Below are 19,504 nucleotides of genomic sequence, written 5' to 3'. Positions count from 1 at the left end.
GTCAGGACTCCTTGGTCGGTTCTGCGGACAGATGCCACAAGTGCAGCACGGCGTAGGCACGCCAGGGCCGCCAGGCCTGCGAGCGGGCTTCGGTTTGTTTTTCGCTGAGGCGGGTGCCTTCGCCCAGCACCTGTTGCAGCACCAGATCACCCGCGGGGAAGGCATCGGGCATGCCCATTGCCCGCAGCGCCATGTAATGCGCGGTCCACGGGCCAATGCCGGGCAGGGCGGTGGCTTGCTGGACGAAGTGCTCCAGCGTCTGCGCGCGGCTGAAATCCAGCCGGCCTTCGGCGCAGGCACGCGCCACGGCACGCAAGGTCGCAGCGCGGGTGCGGGGCAGGCCGATCAATTCCAGTGGCGCTTCGACCAACGTGGCCGGTGCCGGGAATTGCCGGTCCAAGTCTTCCGGCATGCCCGGCAGGTGTTCGCCGAACCGGTCCACCAGCCGCCGCGCCAGCGTCGTTGCCGCGGCCACGCTGACCTGTTGCCCGAGTACCGCGCGTGCGGCCACTTCAAAGCCGTCCCAGCCACCGGGAATACGCAGGCCCGGGCGCTCGGCGATACCGCGTGCCAGCAGCGGCTCATGTTCGAGACTGGCATGCACGGTGCGCAGGTCGGCATCCAGGTCAAACACGCGGCGCACGCGCGCGACGATGGCGGGAATGGCGCGGGGATCGGTCGTGCCCAGTTGCAGCCGAAGTTCGGGACGCTTGGGATCGGCGGTGACGCGGATCAGGCTGGCGCTGCCGTTGGCGACGATCACCCGCTGGTAGCTGTCTTCGTTGATGCACTCGATGCCCGGTAGCGAACGCCTGCGCAGAAAGGCCAGCATCGCGTTGAAATCCAGCGGCGGCCGGTAGGCCAGGCGCAGCACCGGCTCCCCTCCGTTCACGGCGCCGCGTTGGCGACGCAGCGCGCTGGGCGGCATGCCGCAGCCTTGCAGAAAGGCGCTGTTGAAGCGGCGCAGGCTGTTGAAACCGGCGGCCAACGCAATCTGCGTGACCGGCAAGGCGGTTTCGGTCAGCAGCTGCTTGGCCAACAACAGGCGCCGGGTGGAATGCAGCTGCGCGGGCGTCGCGCCGAGGCGGGCGACGAACAGGCGCTGTAGCTGACGCGCGCTCAAGCCCATCTCCGTGGCCAATGCGGCGGCGGATTGGTCCTGCAGGATGCCTTCGTTGAGCAAGGTCAGGGCGCGGTGCAGGGTGTGGTCCTGCAGCAGGTTGGCGTCGTCGGGCGACAACTCCGGCCGACACCGCAGGCAGGGCCGATAGCCTGCGGCCGTAGCGGCGGCAGCGCTGGGGTAATAGCTGACATTGCGCGGGCGCGGCGGCGGCGCCGGGCATACCGGCCGGCAATAGATGCCGGTGGAGCGCACGGCGGTGAAGAACAGCCCGTCGAAGCGGGCATCGCGGGCCAGCCGGGCTTGTTCGCATTGGTCGTGGGAGGGCATGGACGGCGTGTGCATGCGGCCAGTCTAGGCCCGTTGCCAGCGCTGCACTGGTCAATTCCGGACATCAATGCACATGACGATCCGTTGTTTAGCAGGGATTGCAGTGGGAGCGCCTACCCGCACTAGACTGTGTGCTTTCCGGCGCCGGTTGCGCCTCTACAGGGAAGCGCTTTGCTCGCCATGTTGCCCAGATTCTGGTGGTCCTCGTTGTTGTGTCTCGGGCTGGTGGCCTGCAATCGTCAGGAGCCGGTCGCCAAGCCGGCGGCGGATCCGTCCGTGGCCTTGGCCGCCGATGGCGATCACATGGTCTCGATCAATGCGGCCGATGCGCCCGCGCCGGTCGCGCCGGTGCTGCCGGCCAAGGGCCGCGAGTGGCCCGAGGTGGCATTGGAAAACGGCAAGGCCTGGGTCAGCTGCGATACCGATTACGCGGGCGAGGCCGGCGATGGCATCGCGCTGGAAGCCCTGGATCGCGCCTCGGTGGATGCGGCGCTGGCGCCCTGCCAGGAACGCGGACTGGTGCGCGTGCGCTACGCCGGCAAGATCAACCCGTCATTCACCGCGCTGGTGTCGCGCCTGGCGGTGGTGGCCGATGCAATGAAGATCAGCCGGCGCATCCTGGATCTGGATTCCAGCGGCGGCCAGGTGGAAGCAGCCATCGTCGCCGGTGACAACATCGGTGAATCGGCGTGGACCATCTGGGTGCGCGAAGGTTCCATCTGTCACAGCGCCTGCGTGTTCGTGCTGGCGGCCGGCGACAACCGGCTGATCTCCGGCAAGGTGGGCATCCACCGCATGATGCGCATCAGTTCCACGGCGACTTCGCGTGCGGAATTGAACAAGGAACTGCACGAGGTCTACGACAACGTGAAGGATTACCTGCAGCGCAACGGCGTGGCGGTGGGCGTGGCGGATCTGATGATGACCGTGCCCAATCGTAGCCTGCGTCTGCTGACCAACGACGAGCTCAAGCAGTTCGGCCTGGACGGCACCAATGCGGTGCAGGACGACCTGGAGCGGATCAAGCAGATGCGCAAATGCGGCGATGATTTCGTGCGCCGCAAGGATGCGTTTCTGGTTGCTTTCGACCGCGAGTGCAAGGTGGAAGGCGTGGACCTGGAAACCGTCACCCATTGCGGGCAGACCTTGAAGGAGCGCTTCGGTTTCCCGGACGAACGTTGCCCGGACGAAAGCCCGTTGTCGGAGATCGACACTGCCTTGCTGGTGCCCGAGCCGGTGGTGACACCGTCATCGGAAACCGCCGTTTCGGCCCCGGCCAGCGCGCAGCTGGCTGTACCCCCGCAGGCACACTGAAAACGACGGGTTGTGCGGCAAGTCTCATTTCGTGATTGGATGGCGGTTCCGTTCAACTGACAGCGTCGTGGAGAGAGCTATGCGTCCTAGTTGTGTGCTGATGGTGTTGTCCCTGTGTCTGCCCGCCGGCGCGCTGATGGCGCAGGCGCCCGCACCCGTTGCGCCAGCACCTGCGGCCGCCGCACCCGCTCCCGCAGCGGCCGGTTCAGCGCGACCTGGCCCGGCCTTGAACGCCGCGCAACAGGCGCAGCTGGCTCGCCAGGATGCCGAGATGACCACCGCTGCGCAGCGTGTGGCGCAACTGGTCGATGGCAATCAGGCCGCCCAGGTCTGGGACGGCGCCTCGGCCGTGGCCCGCAAGGCAGTGACGCGCGATCAGTTCGCCAACAACGTCAACGCCGACCGCAGCCGGCTCGGTGCGCTGGTGTCGCGCGGCAAACCCTCGATCACCCGCGTGCAGTACCCGGCCGGCGCTGCAGTGCCGGAAGGCATCTACGTCAACGTCAGCTTCCCGACCCGGTTCGCCAACAACGCCCAGCCGGTACGCGAGCTGGTGTCGTTCCGTCTGGACGAAGACAAGGTCTGGCGCGCCTCCGGTTACAGCCTCCGCGCCGCCAATAACTGATCGCGCGAAGTATTTTGGGAACGGGCACCGAAAGGTGCCCGTTTTGCTTTTTTGATGGGCTACGCAGCAGCCGGCGGTTGGCGTTTCCCGCGCTGCCCGCCAGGTGCCAACGCGCCGTTGAGCCCCTCTCCCGCGTGCGGGGTGAGAGGGGCAGCTTACGAACCATTGGTTCGTTGCCCATCGAACGCCCTTGCGCAAGGGCCGGGGCGCGGAGCGGGGGTTGGGGTGAGGGCACCTGGAATTCAGCATCACTGCACACCCGGCGGCAGCGGTTCGGCCTGCCGCAGGTTTGCTCAGGCACTTCTGCCCTGCACCTGATCCAGATCAATGTTTCCTTACAGCGGTCTGTTTAGGCTTGCTCCCCAGTACGGTGGCGGAGTGTGAAATGCGCAAGGTGGATGTACTGGTGGTGGGAGCCGGCCCGGCCGGATTGAGCCTGATCCGCAGTCTGGCAGGCAGCGGCCTGTCGGTGGCCGTAGTCGAACCGCAATCGGCGGCGGCGTTGGCCGAGCCGGCCTTCGACGGGCGCGAGATCGCACTTACCCACGCCTCGCATCAGGTCATGCAGGCCATGGGCCTGTGGCAACGCATTGATCCGGACGAAATCTCACCGTTGCGCAGCGCCAAGGTCATGAACGGCACCTCGCCGTTTGCGCTGGGGTTTGCCGCCGAGCGCGAAAATGTCGATCAGCTTGGCTGGCTGGTGCCCAATCACCTGATCCGCCGCGCTGCATGGGAATCGGTGCAGGGCCAGGCCGATCTGGAGGTGCTGGACGGCGTTTCGGTCACGGCCATCGAAACCGGCAGCGCGGACAACACCGTCACCCTGAGCGATGGTCGTCGGCTGACGGCGCGGCTGGTGGTGGCCGCCGACAGCCGCTTCTCCGCGACGCGGCGGATGATGGGCATCGGCGCGCAGATGCGGGATTTTGGCAAGTCGATGATGGTGACCCGCTTGCAGTGCGAGCGCCCGCATCGCAATGAAGCCTGGGAGTGGTTCGGCTACGGCCGCACGCTGGCCATGTTGCCGCTGCCGCGCAATCAAGCCTCGGCGGTGATCACCCTGCCGCCGCAGCAGATCCAGGAATTGGTGGCGATGGACGACGCGCAGTTCGGCCGCGCCGTCACCGGCTTCTTCGAGCGCCGGCTGGGCGACATGCAGCCGGTGGGAACGCGGCATGTCTATCCGCTGGTCGGTGTGTACGCGCGGCGCTTCGTCGGCCATCGCTATGCGCTGGTGGGCGACGCTGCGGTTGGCATGCACCCGGTTACCGCGCACGGTTTCAACTTCGGCCTGCAAAGCCAGCAGCGCTTGGCGCAACTGATCAACGAGGCCGCGGGGCAGGGCGGGGATATTGGCGCGACGGCGCTGTTGGCCCGTTACGAGCGTGGCCACTGGTTGGCGACGCGTCCGCTGTACGAGGCCACCAATGCCATCGCCACGCTGTACAACGACAGCCGCCTGCCGGCCCGGTTGGTGCGCGGGGCCGCGTTGCGGGTGGCACACGGGGTCGTTCCGTTCAGGAAATTGATCGCCGGCCATCTGACCCAGCGGATGGCCTGAACGGGAGCGCCCGCAGGCGCGGAGTAAGCCGCGAAGCAGTTGAGCCTGAAGGTCACCGTGCGGTGGCCTTCAAAGACACTGGGCTGCTGACGAGGCGGCGGCCTCGCGGCTTATCTCCGCGCCTGCGGGCGCTGGCCGGCTTAGTCGTCCGAGTCGTCGAAGTCGTCCGAATCGTCTTCGTCTTCGTCGTCGGACTCGGTCTCCGCCAGTACATGGATCTGCACCTCGCCCAGCGCGACCACCTGGCCGGCGCGGATTTTGCAGGCTTTGCGCAGCTCGACCTCGCCATCGACGCTCACCTGTCCGTCGCCAATGAGCGTTTTGGCTTCGCCGCCGCTGGAGACCAGGTCGGTCAGCTTCAGCAGCTGCTTCAATTCCACGTATTCACGGTCAAGCTCAAAATCAATGCGCTGCATGGGGTCTTCACAGGGGGAAAAACGGGCGCTATTGTGCGCTAATGGTCCGCCGATGGGGCGGTCCAGCGGCTGGCCTATGGGCGCCAGCTGAACGGATACTCGGCCCCCACGCGACAGCAAGGGGTTTCAGGGCGCACAATGTGCGTCTTTTCGCCCGCCCGTTCGCGGCGGTGCCCCCGGAGTTCCCATGACCCAAGAATCCCCCGCGCCGCTGCTGTTCGCAGATCTCGGCCTCTCAGAGCCTGTGATGAAAGCCGTAGCCGCTGTTGGCTACGAGTCGCCGTCGCCCATCCAGGCCGCCACCATTCCCGCAATGCTGCAAGGTCGCGACGTGCTCGGCCAGGCGCAGACCGGTACCGGCAAGACCGGTGCCTTCGCGCTGCCGGTGCTGTCCAACATCGACCTGTCCGCCACCAAGCCGCAAGTGCTGGTGCTGGCCCCGACCCGTGAGCTGGCCATCCAAGTGGCCGAAGCGTTCCAGAGCTACTCGGTGGCCATGCCCAACTTCCGCGTGCTGCCGGTTTACGGCGGCCAGCCGTACGGCCAGCAGCTGTCGGCCCTGCGCCGCGGCGTGCATGTCGTGGTCGGTACCCCGGGCCGCGTGATTGATCACCTCAATCGCGGCACCCTGGACCTGTCCGAGTTGAAGACCCTGGTCCTCGACGAAGCCGACGAAATGCTGCGCATGGGCTTCATCGACGACGTCGAAGCCGTGCTCAAGAAGCTGCCGGAAAGCCGTCAGGTTGCGCTGTTCTCGGCCACCATGCCGCAGCAGATCCGTCGCATCGCGCAGACCTATCTGCGTGATCCGGTGGAAGTGACCATCGCGTCCAAGACCACCACCTCGGCCAACATCCGCCAGCGTTACTGGTGGGTGAGCGGCATGCACAAGCTCGATGCACTGACCCGCATCCTGGAAGTGGAGCCTTTCGACGCGATGATCGTTTTCGCGCGGACCAAGGCGGCCACCGAAGAGCTGGCTGGCAAGTTGCAGGCCCGTGGCCTGGCCGCTGCCGCCATCAACGGCGACATGCAGCAGGCCCAGCGTGAGCGCACCATCGCCCAGCTGAAGGACGGCAAGCTCGACATCCTCGTCGCCACCGACGTGGCAGCGCGCGGTCTGGACGTGGAGCGCATCAGCCACGTGCTGAACTACGACATCCCGTACGACACCGAAAGCTATGTGCACCGCATTGGGCGTACCGGCCGTGCCGGCCGCAGCGGTGATGCGATCCTGTTCGCCACGCCGCGTGAGAAGGGCATGCTGCGCCAGATCGAGCGCGCTACCCGCCAGCCGATCGAAGAAATGCAGCTGCCGAGCGTGGATGCGGTCAACGATCACCGCGTGACCAAGTTCATGGAGCGCATCAGCCAGACCCTGGCCAGTGGCGATACTGATTTCTACCGCGACCTGGTGCAGCGTTTCGAGAACGAGAACAACGTGCCGGCGGTGGACGTTGCCGCTGCACTGGCCAAGCTGCTGCAGGGCGATGCCCCGTTCCTGCTGACCCCGCAGGTCCGTGATCGCCAGCCGGCGTTCAACGAGCGTTCCGAGCGTCCGCAGCGTGACCGTGACGGCGGCTTCTCGCGTGGTCGCGATGACCGTGGCGAGCGCGGTGAGCGTCCGGCACGCTTCGAGCCGCGTTTCGAGCGTGGCCCACGTCATGACGGTGGTGGCGAGCGCGCACCGCGTCCGCCGCGTGGCGAAGGTGAGTTTGGCGAGCGTCCGCGTCGTGAAATGACGCCGCGCGGCGCGCCGGATGCCGGCATGGAAAGCTACCGGATCGAAGTGGGTCACACCCACGGCGTGAAGCCGGCCAACATCGTCGGTGCCATCGCCAACGAAGCGGGGCTGGAAAGCCGCTACATCGGCCGCATCGACATTCATGACGGCCATTCGGTGCTGGATCTGCCGGCAGACATGCCGAGCGACGTCCTGCAGCACCTGAAGAAGGTGTGGGTGTCGGGCCAGCAATTGCAGATGCGTCGTCTTGAAGAGGGCGAAGATGCGGGTTCGTCGTCGCCGTCCAAGCCACGTTTCGACAAGAAGCCGGGCGGTGGTCGTCCGGGTCTGCGCCCGGGTGCGCCGGCAGCGCATCCGCGCCGTGACGGCTTCAAGCCGCGTGGCCCGCGCAACTTCTAAGGGTAGCGACAACCCCGTGTGATCAAGACAACCCTGCAGTTGCAGGGTTGTCTTTTTTTTGTCCGTCGCGAAATGCCGGGCAGTAGTTGGAATGACGCCGTAATGCCGAGCCATGCGCGGCAGGCGTTTCAGCGGGAATGCCGCAGCGGACTGAGGCCCCGCTTCAGCGACGGGTGCGAAGTGCGGTGGCAATCACCGTTTGTTCGGCCTTGCATGACGACGACACCGGAAGACATCGTGAACGGCGGGTGTGTTTTCACATACCGCCATCACCGTGTTGTTGCGATAATCCGCGCGATTGCGTCGGGGGACGCAGAAGGGAAGTCATGGTGGACGGCGGGGGGGCAAAGGAATGGCGCTGGTGTCGTGTTTGGGCCATACGGCGGCTGGTAATGCTTTTGGTATTGCTGTGGCCGATGGTCGGCATGGCGCAGGTGCTGCAGGTTGATCGGGATTATTTGTTGCTGGGTGAGGCGACGGACCAGCAGGCGCCGGTGCGGGCGTGTACGCCAGAAATCCTGGCGCGGCTGACCCACGTCATCCAGGTGCAACCGCCGGCCGACGGCTGGCCCGGCGCGCCGCAGGCCTTGGACATATTCAATGTGTTTGCCGGGGAGGTGATGATTTCCCACGGCGAGCGCCAGGTGTGCGGCCACATGCAGGATGCGCGCACCCGTGATTCGCGGTTCCGCGCCGGCATCGGCATGGTGATGGTGCCCAAGGCCGGCAATGTCGATCCGATTCTTGTTGCCTGGGAACCGCCGCTCAAATCGCGCTGGATTCCCACCGTGCGCCTCGGCGCGCCCAGCCCGGTGCAGCAGAGCGACACCGCCCGGTTGCTGGTGCGAACGGCGTGTATTGCCATTGCGCTGGCATTGGCCTTGTCGGCGCTGATGGGCTACGTCACCACCCGTGGCCGCGATTTTCTGACCTACACCGTGGTGTGCGCGCTGCTGGTGGTGTGGCAGTCGATTCTCAGCGGACTCAGTGGCTATCCCGAGCCGTGGTTGCCGGTGGGCCGCGCCGCGCCGGTGTGGATGGTGGCTGTTTCCGCGCTGAGCTACGGCGTGATGAGCTGGATGCTGTGGCGCCTTTGCGGCGGCCGCAGGGTGGTGCGCAACTCGCGCCGCTGGATGCTCTGGATGGCCGGTGTGCTGGTGCTGGTGGCGCTGATGACGCCGTTCATGGCTTGGCACACGCTGGCGATGACTGCAGTCGCTCTGGACGCCATGTTCGCGCTGGCTTGTGTGATCGCGCTGGGCGTGAGCTTTCTGTCGCTGCGTCGTGGTCATTACCACGCGGTGGACGGCATGGTCGCCGTGGTGCCGCTGTTGCTGCTGATGCTGGCCGATGTCTCCGGCAACCCGCTGCTGGTTGAATACCGGGTGGAAGCGGTGCAGCTGGCGGTGACCTGGTTCCTGATGATGTCGGCCTATTCGCTCAACCGCAGCCTTGGCCATATGCGTCAGCAGCGCGATGAAATGCGCCAGCTCGCCGATACCGACACCTTGACCGGCCTGCCCAACCGCCGCGCCGGCCTGCGCCAGTTGGAGCGCTACCTGCTGGAAACGCGCTTGAACGGGCAGCCGTTGTCGATTGGCTTCCTGGATATCGACCTGTTCAAGCAGATCAACGACCGCTACGGCCACGATGTCGGCGACCAGGTGCTGGTGTCGGTGGCGCGCACGCTGGAATCGGGCGTGCGCAACCGCAGCGACGTGATCCGGATGGGCGGTGAGGAGTTCTTGATCCTGCTGCCCGGCAGCGGTGCCGATGTGGCCCTGCCGCGGCTGGAACAGCTGCGTGAGCGGGTGAGTCAGCAGGCCAGCGAATTGGCGCACGACGGCCTGGTCGTCACCTCCAGCATCGGACTGGCCGAACTGCACCCCGACGACAACGACGTCGCCGCGTTGCTGCGGCGGGCCGACAACGCCATGTACCGGGCCAAGCGCAGTGGCCGTAACCGGGTGGTGGATGCACGCGACGCGCCGCTGGCTGACTGAACGCGGCGCGCCGCGCGCTGTTCGGGCCGCGGGCGATGGCGGATAATCCGCCGATGACAATTCGAATCAACAAGCACATTGCCGAAACCGGCTTCTGTTCGCGCCGCGAGGCCGACCGTTTGATCAGCGAACGCCGGGTCACCGTCAACGGCATCGCCGCCGGCACCGGCGCGGTGGTGGGCGAAGGTGATGAAGTGCGTGTGGACGGCCAGCCGCTGCGCGCCCGCGCGGTGCAGAAGAGCACCGGCCGCAAACACGTCTACATCGTGCTGAACAAGCCAGTGGGCATTACCTGTACCACCGAAACCGCGGTCAAGGGCAACATCGTCGATTTCGTCGGCCATGAGCAGCGCATCTTCCCGATTGGCCGCCTGGACAAGGAGTCCGAAGGACTGATCCTGATGACCAGCAATGGCGACATCGTCAACCAGATCCTGCGCGCCGAGAACGGTCACCAGAAGGAATACCTGGTCGCAGTGAACAAGCCGGTCACCGATGAGTTCCTGCGTGGCATGGCCCGTGGCGTGCGCATCCATAACCAGATGACGCTGCCGTGCCGCACCTCGCGCATCGCCAAGTTCGGCTTCCGCATCATCCTGGAGCAGGGCTTGAACCGGCAGATCCGCATGATGGCCAGCGAGTTTGGTTTCCGCGTCAACCAGCTGCGCCGCGTACGTATCGACAACGTCAAGATTGGTGCGCTCAAGCCCGGCCAATGGCGCAACCTCACCGAGCAGGAACTGCGCGGCCTGCTGCCGCAACATCAGAACTGGTGATGTGTGATCCTCACCGCGCCCTGCGCGCGGTGCGGCTAGACTCTCCCGCGTTCAGAAGGCGAGGTTCCTCGCCGGAGCCGGGAGCTGCGCATGATCAAACCGCCAAAGCCCGTCAACGAAGCTGCGCGCCTGGCTGCGCTGCAGCGCTATCGCATTCTCGATACCGACCGTGAGCCCGCGTTTGATGACCTGGTAACCATCGCCCGCACCCTGTGCGGGACGCAGATGGGGGCGGTGACCTTGATTGATCGCGACCGGCAGTGGTTCAAGGCGCTGCAGGGGCTGGAGGCCGTGCAGACCCCACGGGACGAGGCGTTCTGCGCCCACACCATCCTGCATCCATCGCAGCTGACGTTGGTCGAGGATGCCCGCCAGGACGCACGGTTTTCAGGCAATCCATCGGTGCTGGGCGAGCCGCACATCCGCTTCTACGCGGGCGCGCCGTTGCTGAGCAGTGATGGTCATTCGCTGGGTTCGTTGTGCGTGTTCGATTCAAGCCCGAGGGTGTTGGACGGGCCGCAGGCCGAAGCACTGAATGCATTGTCGCGGCAGGTGAGCAAGCTGCTGGAAATGCGTGTGCTGCGGCAGCAGATCGATCACCACCGGGCCGAGCACGAGTGGTACGAAGCGCGGCTGGCCGAGTACTACCAGCAGCTTGAACAACAGAACCTGGAACTGTCCGAACAGACCCGCACCGATCCCCTGACCGGCCTGCCGAACCGACGCGCGTTGTCGGCTGCCTTGTCCGATGCGATTGAACGCGGCAGCACGGTGACGCCGGCGGTAGCTATCGTTGATATCGATCACTTCAAGATGGTCAACGACATTCATGGGCACGATGAAGGCGACCGCGTACTCACCGAACTGGCCAGCGCATTGCGTTCACAATTCGCTGCGCGCGGTATGGCCGCCCGGTTTGGTGGCGAAGAGTTCGTGATCCTGATGCCGGAAACCCCGCTGCATCAGGCCGAACTGCAATGCCAGTACCTGCGCGAGTCCGTCGGCCTGCTGCCGGTGGGCGTGCCGATCACGGTGAGCATTGGTTTGGCGTCGCATCGCCCCGGTGAAACCCCGCAGGACACCTTGCGCCGCGCCGACGCGGCGCTCTATCAAGCCAAACATCAAGGCCGCGATCGGGTGGTCGTGGCCGACTGAGGCGCGGACGAGGGTGTCGCGGTTGCTGCGACACCGCTCGGCCACGCTGCGTGGATTCCCGGTGTGTTGAGAAGCTCCGATGCTGCAGACCCTGGCGGTTGCCAACTATCGCTCGTTGCATGAACTGGTCGTGCCGATGACCCGCTTGAATCTGGTCACCGGCGACAACGGCAGCGGCAAATCCAATCTCTATCGCGCGTTGCGCCTGCTGGCGCAGACCGCCGGCAATGGCGTGGCCAGCGCGTTGGCCGGCGAGGGTGGACTGGAGTCCGCCTTGTGGGCGGGGCCCGAGCGGATCAGCCGGCGCATGATCGCGGGCGAAGTGCCGGTGCAGGGCACCGCGCGCACCGAGCCGATATCGCTGCGGCTGGGCTTTGCCGCCGAGGAGTTCGGCTATGCGATTGATCTGGGCCTGCCGGTGCCGAGCAAGTCGATGTTCGACCGCGATCCGCAGATCAAATGCGAAAGCCTGTGGGCGGGGCCGTTTCTGCGGGCCAGTAATGTGCTGGTCGAACGCCGTGGCAGCGTGGTGCAGCGACGTGCCGGGCGCGGCTGGGAAGTGGTGGAAGAGCACCTGTCGTCGTTCGACAGTGTGTTCGGCCAGCTGGCCGACCCGCAGCACATGCCCGAGGTGCTGGCCCTGCGTGAGTACATCCGGCGCTGGCGGTTCCATGATCATTTCCGCTCGGACGCTGCCGCACCGGCGCGGCAACCGTGCATGGCCATCCGCACCCCGGTGCTCGCCGATGACGGCCACGACCTGGCCGCGGCCTGGCAGACCATCATCGAGATCGGCGACGACGCCGGGCTGCAGAGTTCACTGGACGATGCGTTTCCCGGCGCGCGGGTGGTGATCGAAGGCTGGGACGGCCGGTTGTCGCTGAAGTTCCAGCAGCCCGGCCTGTTGCGTCCGCTGGCAGCCAGTGAACTCTCCGACGGCACGTTGCGTTATCTGCTGTTGATCGCTGCCCTGTACACGCCGCGCCCGCCGCCGCTGATGGTGCTCAACGAACCGGAAACCAGCCTGCATCCGGACCTGTTGCCGGCCTTGGCGCGGCTGATCATCAAGGCGTCCGCGCGCAGCCAGTTGTGGGTGGTGTCGCACGCGTCGCGGTTGATCGCCGCGTTGCAGGAGGACCCGGCCTGCAACGCGATCCGCCTGCACAAGGAATTCAGCCAGACCCGCGTGTGGGGCGTGGGCAATCTCGAAGCGCCGGCGTGGTACTGGCCGCAGCGTTGATCAATCGGCCGGCGTGTTTGGCAGCACCGCCGCCGGCCGAAGGCGATTGAGCAGCGGGTGCAGGAATACACCACCCAGAATGATCGCCACGCCCAGGTAGAACTGCGGTGTCAGCTCGTGTTGTTCGCTCAGGAACAATGCGGCCAGCACGATGGCGTAGACCGGCTCCAGGTTGGTCACCAGCTGCACCGTGTAGGCGCTGAGGTGACGCAGCGCGACCAGCGCCAGGGCAAACGGCAGCAGCGTGCACAGCCCGGACAGCACCAGCAGCAACATGCCGTCATGCAGGTTGGGCAGGACCCACAGATCACTGGCCAGGGCCGGCAACAAGAACGGCAGGGCCGGTGCCAACAAGGTCAGGGTGAGCGTGCCTGCGCCCAGCTCCACCGCGGTGACGGTCAATGGGTCGGCATGGCTGACCAAACGCTTGTTGAGCGAGCCAAACAGCGCAACCAGCAGGGCCGAGGCCGCGCCGACCGCCACGCCCAAGCGCATGCCGTCGGGCACACCGCCGACCACCAGCGCCACGCCCGGCAGCACCACGATGGCCAGCGCCAGTTCCTTCATCTGGAACGGTCGCCTCGCGATCCACGGTTCGATGACCGAGGTGAAGACCGGTGCCAACGCGATGCAGGTCGCCGCGACCGAGGCGTTGGCCAGCTTCACCGAGCCATAGAACGTGAGCCAATGCAGTGCCACCAATGCGCCAACACCGGCGTAGCCCAATGCGAGCCGTGGCGTGAGCGCGGACAGCCCGCGCCAGACACGCGGCAACAAGGCCAACATGACCACCACCAGCAGCATGCGCCACCACACCAGCGGCAGTGCGGGCAGGGTGATGAGTTTGCCGAGAATGGCAGTGATGCCCCACAGCAATACACAGAAATGGATTTGCAGCAGGGCTTTGCGGGTATCAGGCGTCGACATGCGGGAATTGTCGCCGAAGTGCCTGTTCAGCGCCGCACAATCTGCTTCAGGTTTGTTGCCAGAGCTGCAGCAGTTCGCGTGCGGCGGCGGGGTTGCGGTGCTTGGCGGCGCTGATGAAGTAGAGGAACACCTCGCGCGGCGTATCGGCCGCTGCGATGGGCGATACGTGCGGCAGATCCTGCGGATCGTTGCCATTGCGCCATGCCTGCGCGCGTTGCTTCCATTGCGTCAGTTCGGCCTGCGGATAACCGGTGATGTGTTCATCGCGGCTGCGCATCAAGCGTGCATAGACGAAGTCACTGCTCAGGTCGGCCGCGTTGGGATGGTCGGGTGAATCGGTGTAGACCAAGGCCACGTTGTGCTGACGGGCGAGCGCGACGGTTTGCGCGTCGAGGAAGGCCGGATCGCGGATTTCCAATGCGTGTCGCTGGCGGCGGCCGTTCACCTGCGTCGGCAGCAGGGCCAGGAACGCGGCGACATCGTCACGGTCCAGCGTGCGCCCGGACTCGAACTGCCACACCAATGGCCCGAGTCGGTCACCGAGGTGGCTGATGCCGTCGATGAAATCGTTGATCTGCCCGCCGGTGCTGGCCAGCTTGCGCGCGGTGACGATGCGCTTGGGCGCCTTGGCCGAAAACACGAAGCCCTCCGGCGTTGCATCACGCCAGCCGGCGTACACCGACGGCTTTTGCGTGCCGTAGTAGGTGCCGTTGATCTCGATGCTGGTCAGCTGGCGGCTGGCGAACTCCAGCTCGCGACGCTGCACCAGCCCGGTCGGATAGAACATGCCGCCGCGCCACGGTGCGTAAACCCAGCCGCCAATGCCGACGTGGATATCCGGAGCGATGGGGGCGGGAGCGAACAGATCGTTCAGGGCAAGGCCTGCAAATATAGGAACGGCGTCGGCCGCGAAGCGGGCACTGTAACCAACTGCACGCGCCACGCCGAACAACCGTAGTGCCGAGCCATGCTCGGCAGAGGCGTTCGAGAGGGTGTCGGTAGCATGCAAAGGGGCGAAGGCGTTGCCGGGCACGGCTCGGCACTACACGGTTGCCGGGGCCCAAGGATCGTAGGTGCCGAACCACCACAGGTGGCCTTCAACATCGCGGCAGGCATAACCACGGCCGCCGTAATCCTGATCTGCGATAGCCATGATGATCTCGGCTCCGGCCGCCGTGGCCTGTGCGTAATGCGCGTCGGCATCACTGACGATCACGCAGGCGCTCTGGGTTTCCTGCCCGCCCACTTCATCGGGCTGGATCATGTTGTTGCCCCATTCGCCCGGCTGCACCGAACTGAGCATCACCATGCCGTTGCCGAACGTCAGTTGTGCGTGGTGAACGGTGTCGCCGTCCTGGTACACCGCATGCCGTTGGAAGCCGAATGCCGTGCATAGCCAGTCGATGGCGGCCGGCGCATTGCGATAACGCAGACAGGGAATGATGGTGGCGGTGGTGCGTGCGGCGAGGTCCATACGGTTGCTCCGGCAGTGACGCAGGAGGCGAGGGTGGGCGCGGCCGCGTTACCATCGCGAGAAGACCGGCCCGGCGATGGGCGGGCATCGATCCAACGGGAGAATGCATTGAACAAGTGGTTTGGGGGCGGGCTGGTGCTCGCGATGGGCGTGGCACCAATGGCCAACGCACAGGAGGCTGCCGTGCCAACAGAATTGCAGCAACTGGATGCCACGGTAGAGCGCGTACGTCAGCAGTTCGACGTGCCGGGCGTGGCCGTTGCGATCGTCAAGGACGGCAAGGTGGTGCTGGAGCGCGGTTGGGGCGTGCGTGAATTGGGCAAGCCCGCGCCGGTGCAGGCCGACACATTGTTCGCCATTGCCTCCAACACCAAGGCGTTCACGGCGACCTCGCTGAACCTGCTGGCCGAAGACGGCAAGCTGAAGATGGATGACCGGGTGATCGACCACCTGCCATCGTTCCGCATGTCCGACCCTTACGTCACCGGCGAAATGCGCATCCGCGACCTGCTCTCGCACCGCAGCGGCCTGAGCCTGGGCGCCGGTGATCTGTTGTTCTGGCCGACCACCACCTACAGCAATGCCGACGTGGTGGCGCGCCTGGCGCAGGTGCCGTTGAAGAACGGCTTCCGCGACCGCTATGCCTACGACAACATTCTCTACGCCGTCGCCCAGCAGGTGATCGAGAAAGTCTCCGGGCAGTCGTTTGCCGACTTCCTGCAGCAGCGCATCTTCGACAAGGTCGGCATGGCTGACACGCGCTACAACGCCGATCACCTCAAGCCCGGCGACAAGGCGGCGGTTGGTCACGCCAAGTTCGACTTCACCGACCTGCGTCCGGTGCCGCCGCTGACCTGGTCCAACAACGCCGGTGCCGGCGGCATCTATTCCAACGTGCACGATCTGGCCAAGTGGATGAACGTGCAGTTGGCTGAGGGCAAGCTCGCCGACGGCACGCCGCTGTTCACCGAAAAGACCCAGCAGCAGATGTGGCAGATGCAGATCCCGCAGGTGGTGCCCAAGCCGTCGGTGCCGGAACTGGAACCAGCGCGGCCGAACTTCGCCGGCTATGCCGAAGGCTGGAGCCTGAGTGATTACCGTGGCCAGAAGCTGGTGTGGCACACCGGCGGTTGGCCGGGCCAGGTGTCGCGGCTGACCCTGGTGCCGGGCCAGAACCTGGGCGTGGTGGTGCTGACCAATCAGGAATCCGGCGCCGCCTTCAACGCCATCACCATGAGCGTGCTGGACGCCATGCTGGGCGCGCAGGGCAACGATTGGGTGGCCGCCTATGCCGCCAGTGTGGCCAAGGCGCAGGGCAATGCCGACGAGGGTTGGGCCAAGCATCAGGCCGCGCGTGACGCCAAATCCAAGCCGTCGCTGCGGTTGTCCGGCTATGCCGGCGCGTACCGCGATGCGTGGTACGGCGATGTGTTCGTCGAACAGAAGGGCAACACGCTGCGGCTGCGTTTCGGCGCCACCGCGGATCTGGTCGGCACGATGGAACATTGGCAGCACGACACCTTCATCGTGCGCTGGGACAACCGCTCGCTCAACGCCGACGCCTTCGTCAACTTCAGCCTGGACCCGGACGGCAAGGTGCGCGACGTGCGGATGCAGGCGGTGTCGTCATTGACCGATTTCAGCTTTGATTTCCAGGATCTGCTGTTGAAGCCGAAAGCGGAGTGAATCCAACCGGCACCCCGTAGGCTGAGCCGATTGCCACGTAGACAGACACAACACAGGCCGCGATGGGACAATCGCGGCCTGTTCTGTTTTTGCAGGCCGTGGTGATGTTGCGTTGGTTTGAATCTCTGATTCCCGTGTTCCCACCGGTCGATACGCGCCAGCCGCCGCGCGGTGTGGTGCGTTTCTATCTGCATTACCTCACTCCGGTATGGCCGGTGCTGCTGGCCACATTGGTGGCTGGCTTGTTGTTGGCCTTGGTGGAAGTGGCGATGTTCGACTTCCTCGGGCGCATCGTCGACATGCTGTCCGACGCACCCGGCCCCGGCTTCTTCCAGCGGCACGCCAATGAACTGCTGTGGATGGCCGGCATCACGCTGCTGGCGCGCCCGCTGCTGGTGGCCTTGCACAACCTGCTGGTCAACCAGTCCATCGTGCCGGGCCTGAGCAACCGCTCGCGCTGGCAGATGCACAACTATGTGGTGCGGCAGAGCCTGAGCTTCTTCCACAACGACTTTGCCGGCAGCATCGCCAACCGGGTGATGCAGACCGGCACGTCGCTGCGGGAGTCCGCCGTGCAGATGGTGGATTCGCTGTGGTACATCGTCGTCTACACCGGCACGGCGCTGTATCTGTTCGCGCAGGTGGACTGGCGGTTGATGTTGCCGTTGGCGATCTGGATGGTGGCGTATGTCGCGATTGGCGTGTACTTCGTGCCGCGCATGAAACACCGGGCCTGGATTGCATCTGAAGCACGGTCCAAGGCGATGGGTCGCATCGTTGACGGCTACACCAATATCGCCACGCTCAAGCTGTTCGCACACAGCGGGCACGAGCAGCGCTATGTGGCCGACGCTATCCAGGAGCTTGCTGAAAAGCATCGTGGGCAAACCCGCATCACCACCGGTTTGGAGATGGTGATCGCGGTGCTCAACGGCTTCCTGATCGTGGGCACCTGCGGCCTGGCGTTGTGGCTGTGGAGCGACAGCCTGATCAGCGTCGGCGCCATTACCCTGGCGACCGGTCTGGTGATCCGCATTCACAACATGTCCGGTTGGATCATGTGGACGGTGAACGGCATCTTCGAGGACATCGGCACCGTGCAGGACGGCATGGAAACCATCGCCCAGCCGCTTACCGTGCAGGACAGTGTTGAGGCCGCACCGTTGAACGTGACCGCCGGCGCGGTGCAGTTCCAGAACGTGCACTTTCATTACGGCAAGCGCGGTGGCGTGATGGCCGGGCTGGATCTGGCGGTGAAGCCGGGTGAGAAGATCGGGTTGGTTGGCCCGTCGGGTGCCGGCAAGTCCACCTTGGTGAACGTGCTGCTGCGGCTGTATGACCTGGAAAGCGGGCACATTCTGATCGATGGCCAGGACATCGCCCGCGTCACCCAGGAAAGCCTACGCGCGCAGATTGGCGTGGTGACACAGGACACTTCGCTGCTGCACCGCTCGATCCGCGACAACCTGCTGTACGGCCGGCCGAATGCCACCGACGAACAGCTGTGCGCTGCGGTCGCCAAGGCCCGCGCGGACGGCTTCATTGAGACGCTGGTGGACGGGCAGGGCAGGCAGGGCTACGACGCGCATGTGGGCGAGCGTGGCGTGAAGTTGTCCGGTGGACAGCGTCAGCGCATCGCCATTGCGCGTGTGCTGCTGAAGGATGCGCCGATCCTGATTCTGGACGAAGCGACGTCCGCATTGGATTCGGAAGTGGAAGCGGCGATTCAGGACAGCCTGGACGAGCTGATGGGCAACAAGACGGTGATCGCCATTGCGCATCGGTTGTCCACCATCGCGCGGATGGACCGTTTGGTGGTGATGGACAAGGGCCGCATCGTCGAGACCGGCACGCACGCCGAGTTGATCGCCAGCGGTGGCTTGTACGCGCGCCTGTGGGCGCGGCAGACCGGTGGGTTTGTGGCGGTTGACGGCTGACCTGGCTGGATGCGAAGGCACCGGTGCGGGATTGCCGCACCGGTTTGCCTCGGGTGGACGCCGTTGAACGGCGTCCCGTTGCAGCTGAAAACTCAGTAATTGCCCATGTAATCGCGCTTGCCGATCTCGACGCCGTTGTGGCGCAGGATGGCGTAGACGGTGGTCACGTGGAAGAAGAACTGCGGCAAGCCGTACTGCAGCAGGTAGACATTGCCCTGCAGCTTCTTTTCCTTCGGCGTACCGGCGCGCAGCACGACTTCGCGCGATTCGCTGCCGTCGAACTGTTCCGGGGTGAAGGCGCTCACATGTGCCAGCGCCTTGGCGATCAGTTCCTGCAGCTCGGCAAAGCTGGCGTCGGGCTTGTCCGGCCACGACGGCACTTCGGTGTTGGACAGACGCGAGCTGATGCCTTTGGCGAAGTCAGCGGCGATCTGCACCTGGCGCACCAGCGGGAACATATCCGGGAACAGGCGCAGACCGAGCAGCACCGCCGGGTCGATCTTCTTCTCGGTGGCGTGAGCCTCGGCTTTGTTCAGCACGTCGGACAGGGCGGAAAGCATCTGCTTGAGAACGGGAACCGAGGCGCTGTACATGGAGAGGGACATGATGGAATTCCGTATGAGTGATGACGTGCGCGGCAGCTGCCACGCGGATGCTGAAGCGCCGATAGCATAGGCGGTCTATCGTTGCTGCTGTGGGTCATATGTGTTGCGCCGCCGCGCATTGCCGCGCGGGCGGTGCCGTTGTTGGCGGTGACCAAGGCCGCATGGATGCGCCAGCCCGTGCTTGCGCAG

The 19,504-nt window shown here is 65.3% G+C and carries 16 protein-coding genes; 10 read left to right on the top strand and 6 right to left on the bottom strand.

Annotation, left to right across the window (positions count from 1 at the left end; all coding sequences use genetic code 11):
- Position 1: 1 nt before the first annotated feature.
- On the bottom strand, positions 2-1,465 hold the full coding sequence (locus ACREP4_RS01460) for an AlkA N-terminal domain-containing protein (RefSeq protein ID WP_431594434.1): 1,464 nt from the start codon (positions 1,463-1,465) through the stop codon (positions 2-4).
- 165 nt (positions 1,466-1,630) lie between these two features.
- Here ACREP4_RS01460 and ACREP4_RS01455 point away from each other — a divergent pair, with 165 nt between their 5' ends.
- The 3 genes from ACREP4_RS01455 (at position 1,631) to ubiM (ending at position 4,953) form a co-directional block, all read left to right on the top strand.
- Entirely contained in the window at positions 1,631-2,764 is a 1,134-nt protein-coding gene (locus ACREP4_RS01455) for a hypothetical protein (RefSeq protein ID WP_431594433.1), read from the top strand.
- 79 nt (positions 2,765-2,843) lie between these two features.
- A complete protein-coding gene (locus ACREP4_RS01450; RefSeq protein ID WP_431594432.1) occupies positions 2,844-3,389 on the top strand; it encodes a DUF4019 domain-containing protein in 546 nt (181 codons plus the stop codon).
- A gap of 385 nt (positions 3,390-3,774) precedes the next feature.
- A complete protein-coding gene (gene ubiM / locus ACREP4_RS01445; protein ID WP_431594431.1) occupies positions 3,775-4,953 on the top strand; it encodes a 5-demethoxyubiquinol-8 5-hydroxylase UbiM in 1,179 nt (392 codons plus the stop codon).
- A gap of 140 nt (positions 4,954-5,093) precedes the next feature.
- On the opposite strand, the gene ACREP4_RS01440 is transcribed toward ubiM, so the two are convergent.
- Positions 5,094-5,369: an RNA-binding S4 domain-containing protein gene (locus tag ACREP4_RS01440; RefSeq protein ID WP_431594430.1), complete on the bottom strand. Its 276-nt coding sequence runs from the start codon at positions 5,367-5,369 to the stop codon at positions 5,094-5,096.
- 187 nt (positions 5,370-5,556) lie between these two features.
- Here ACREP4_RS01440 and ACREP4_RS01435 point away from each other — a divergent pair, with 187 nt between their 5' ends.
- From ACREP4_RS01435 to ACREP4_RS01415, 5 genes are all read left to right on the top strand, one after another.
- Positions 5,557-7,512 (top strand): DEAD/DEAH box helicase, encoded by a 1,956-nt coding sequence (locus ACREP4_RS01435; RefSeq protein ID WP_431594429.1) that lies wholly within the window; start codon positions 5,557-5,559, stop codon positions 7,510-7,512.
- A gap of 392 nt (positions 7,513-7,904) precedes the next feature.
- Positions 7,905-9,515 (top strand): GGDEF domain-containing protein, encoded by a 1,611-nt coding sequence (locus ACREP4_RS01430; RefSeq protein ID WP_431594428.1) that lies wholly within the window; start codon positions 7,905-7,907, stop codon positions 9,513-9,515.
- A gap of 53 nt (positions 9,516-9,568) precedes the next feature.
- Positions 9,569-10,291, top strand: coding sequence for a pseudouridine synthase (locus tag ACREP4_RS01425; RefSeq protein WP_431594427.1), 723 nt, complete (start codon positions 9,569-9,571; stop codon positions 10,289-10,291).
- 90 nt (positions 10,292-10,381) lie between these two features.
- Complete coding sequence (locus tag ACREP4_RS01420; RefSeq protein ID WP_431594426.1) at positions 10,382-11,446, top strand: sensor domain-containing diguanylate cyclase; 1,065 nt, start codon at positions 10,382-10,384, stop codon at positions 11,444-11,446.
- Positions 11,447-11,525: 79 nt separating this feature from the next.
- On the top strand, positions 11,526-12,686 hold the full coding sequence (locus ACREP4_RS01415; RefSeq protein WP_431594425.1) for an AAA family ATPase: 1,161 nt from the start codon (positions 11,526-11,528) through the stop codon (positions 12,684-12,686).
- Here the strand turns inward: ACREP4_RS01415 and ACREP4_RS01410 are convergent, their stop codons facing one another.
- The 3 genes from ACREP4_RS01410 to ACREP4_RS01400 form a co-directional block, all read right to left on the bottom strand.
- Positions 12,687-13,613, bottom strand: coding sequence for a DMT family transporter (locus ACREP4_RS01410; RefSeq protein ID WP_431594424.1), 927 nt, complete (start codon positions 13,611-13,613; stop codon positions 12,687-12,689).
- A gap of 46 nt (positions 13,614-13,659) precedes the next feature.
- Positions 13,660-14,487 (bottom strand): DUF72 domain-containing protein, encoded by an 828-nt coding sequence (locus ACREP4_RS01405; protein ID WP_431594763.1) that lies wholly within the window; start codon positions 14,485-14,487, stop codon positions 13,660-13,662.
- Positions 14,488-14,655: 168 nt separating this feature from the next.
- Complete coding sequence (locus tag ACREP4_RS01400) at positions 14,656-15,087, bottom strand: VOC family protein (protein WP_431594423.1); 432 nt, start codon at positions 15,085-15,087, stop codon at positions 14,656-14,658.
- A gap of 108 nt (positions 15,088-15,195) precedes the next feature.
- On the opposite strand from ACREP4_RS01400, the gene ACREP4_RS01395 reads away from it, so the two are divergent.
- Together ACREP4_RS01395 and ACREP4_RS01390 are read left to right on the top strand one after the other, a co-directional pair.
- On the top strand, positions 15,196-16,773 hold the full coding sequence (locus ACREP4_RS01395; protein WP_431594422.1) for a serine hydrolase: 1,578 nt from the start codon (positions 15,196-15,198) through the stop codon (positions 16,771-16,773).
- A 104-nt stretch (positions 16,774-16,877) separates the two neighbouring features.
- On the top strand, positions 16,878-18,710 hold the full coding sequence (locus tag ACREP4_RS01390) for an ABC transporter ATP-binding protein (protein ID WP_431594421.1): 1,833 nt from the start codon (positions 16,878-16,880) through the stop codon (positions 18,708-18,710).
- Between the two features lie 92 nt (positions 18,711-18,802).
- Here ACREP4_RS01390 and ACREP4_RS01385 read toward each other — a convergent pair whose 3' ends face one another.
- Complete coding sequence (locus tag ACREP4_RS01385) at positions 18,803-19,315, bottom strand: DUF1993 domain-containing protein (RefSeq protein WP_431594420.1); 513 nt, start codon at positions 19,313-19,315, stop codon at positions 18,803-18,805.
- Positions 19,316-19,504 lie beyond the last annotated feature (189 nt).

Source organism: Stenotrophomonas sp., from assembly GCF_050737575.1.
Classification (GTDB): Bacteria; Pseudomonadota; Gammaproteobacteria; order Xanthomonadales; family Xanthomonadaceae; genus Stenotrophomonas.
Note: the sequence above shows the minus strand (reverse complement) of the source record. Positions and strands in the feature narration are given on the sequence as shown.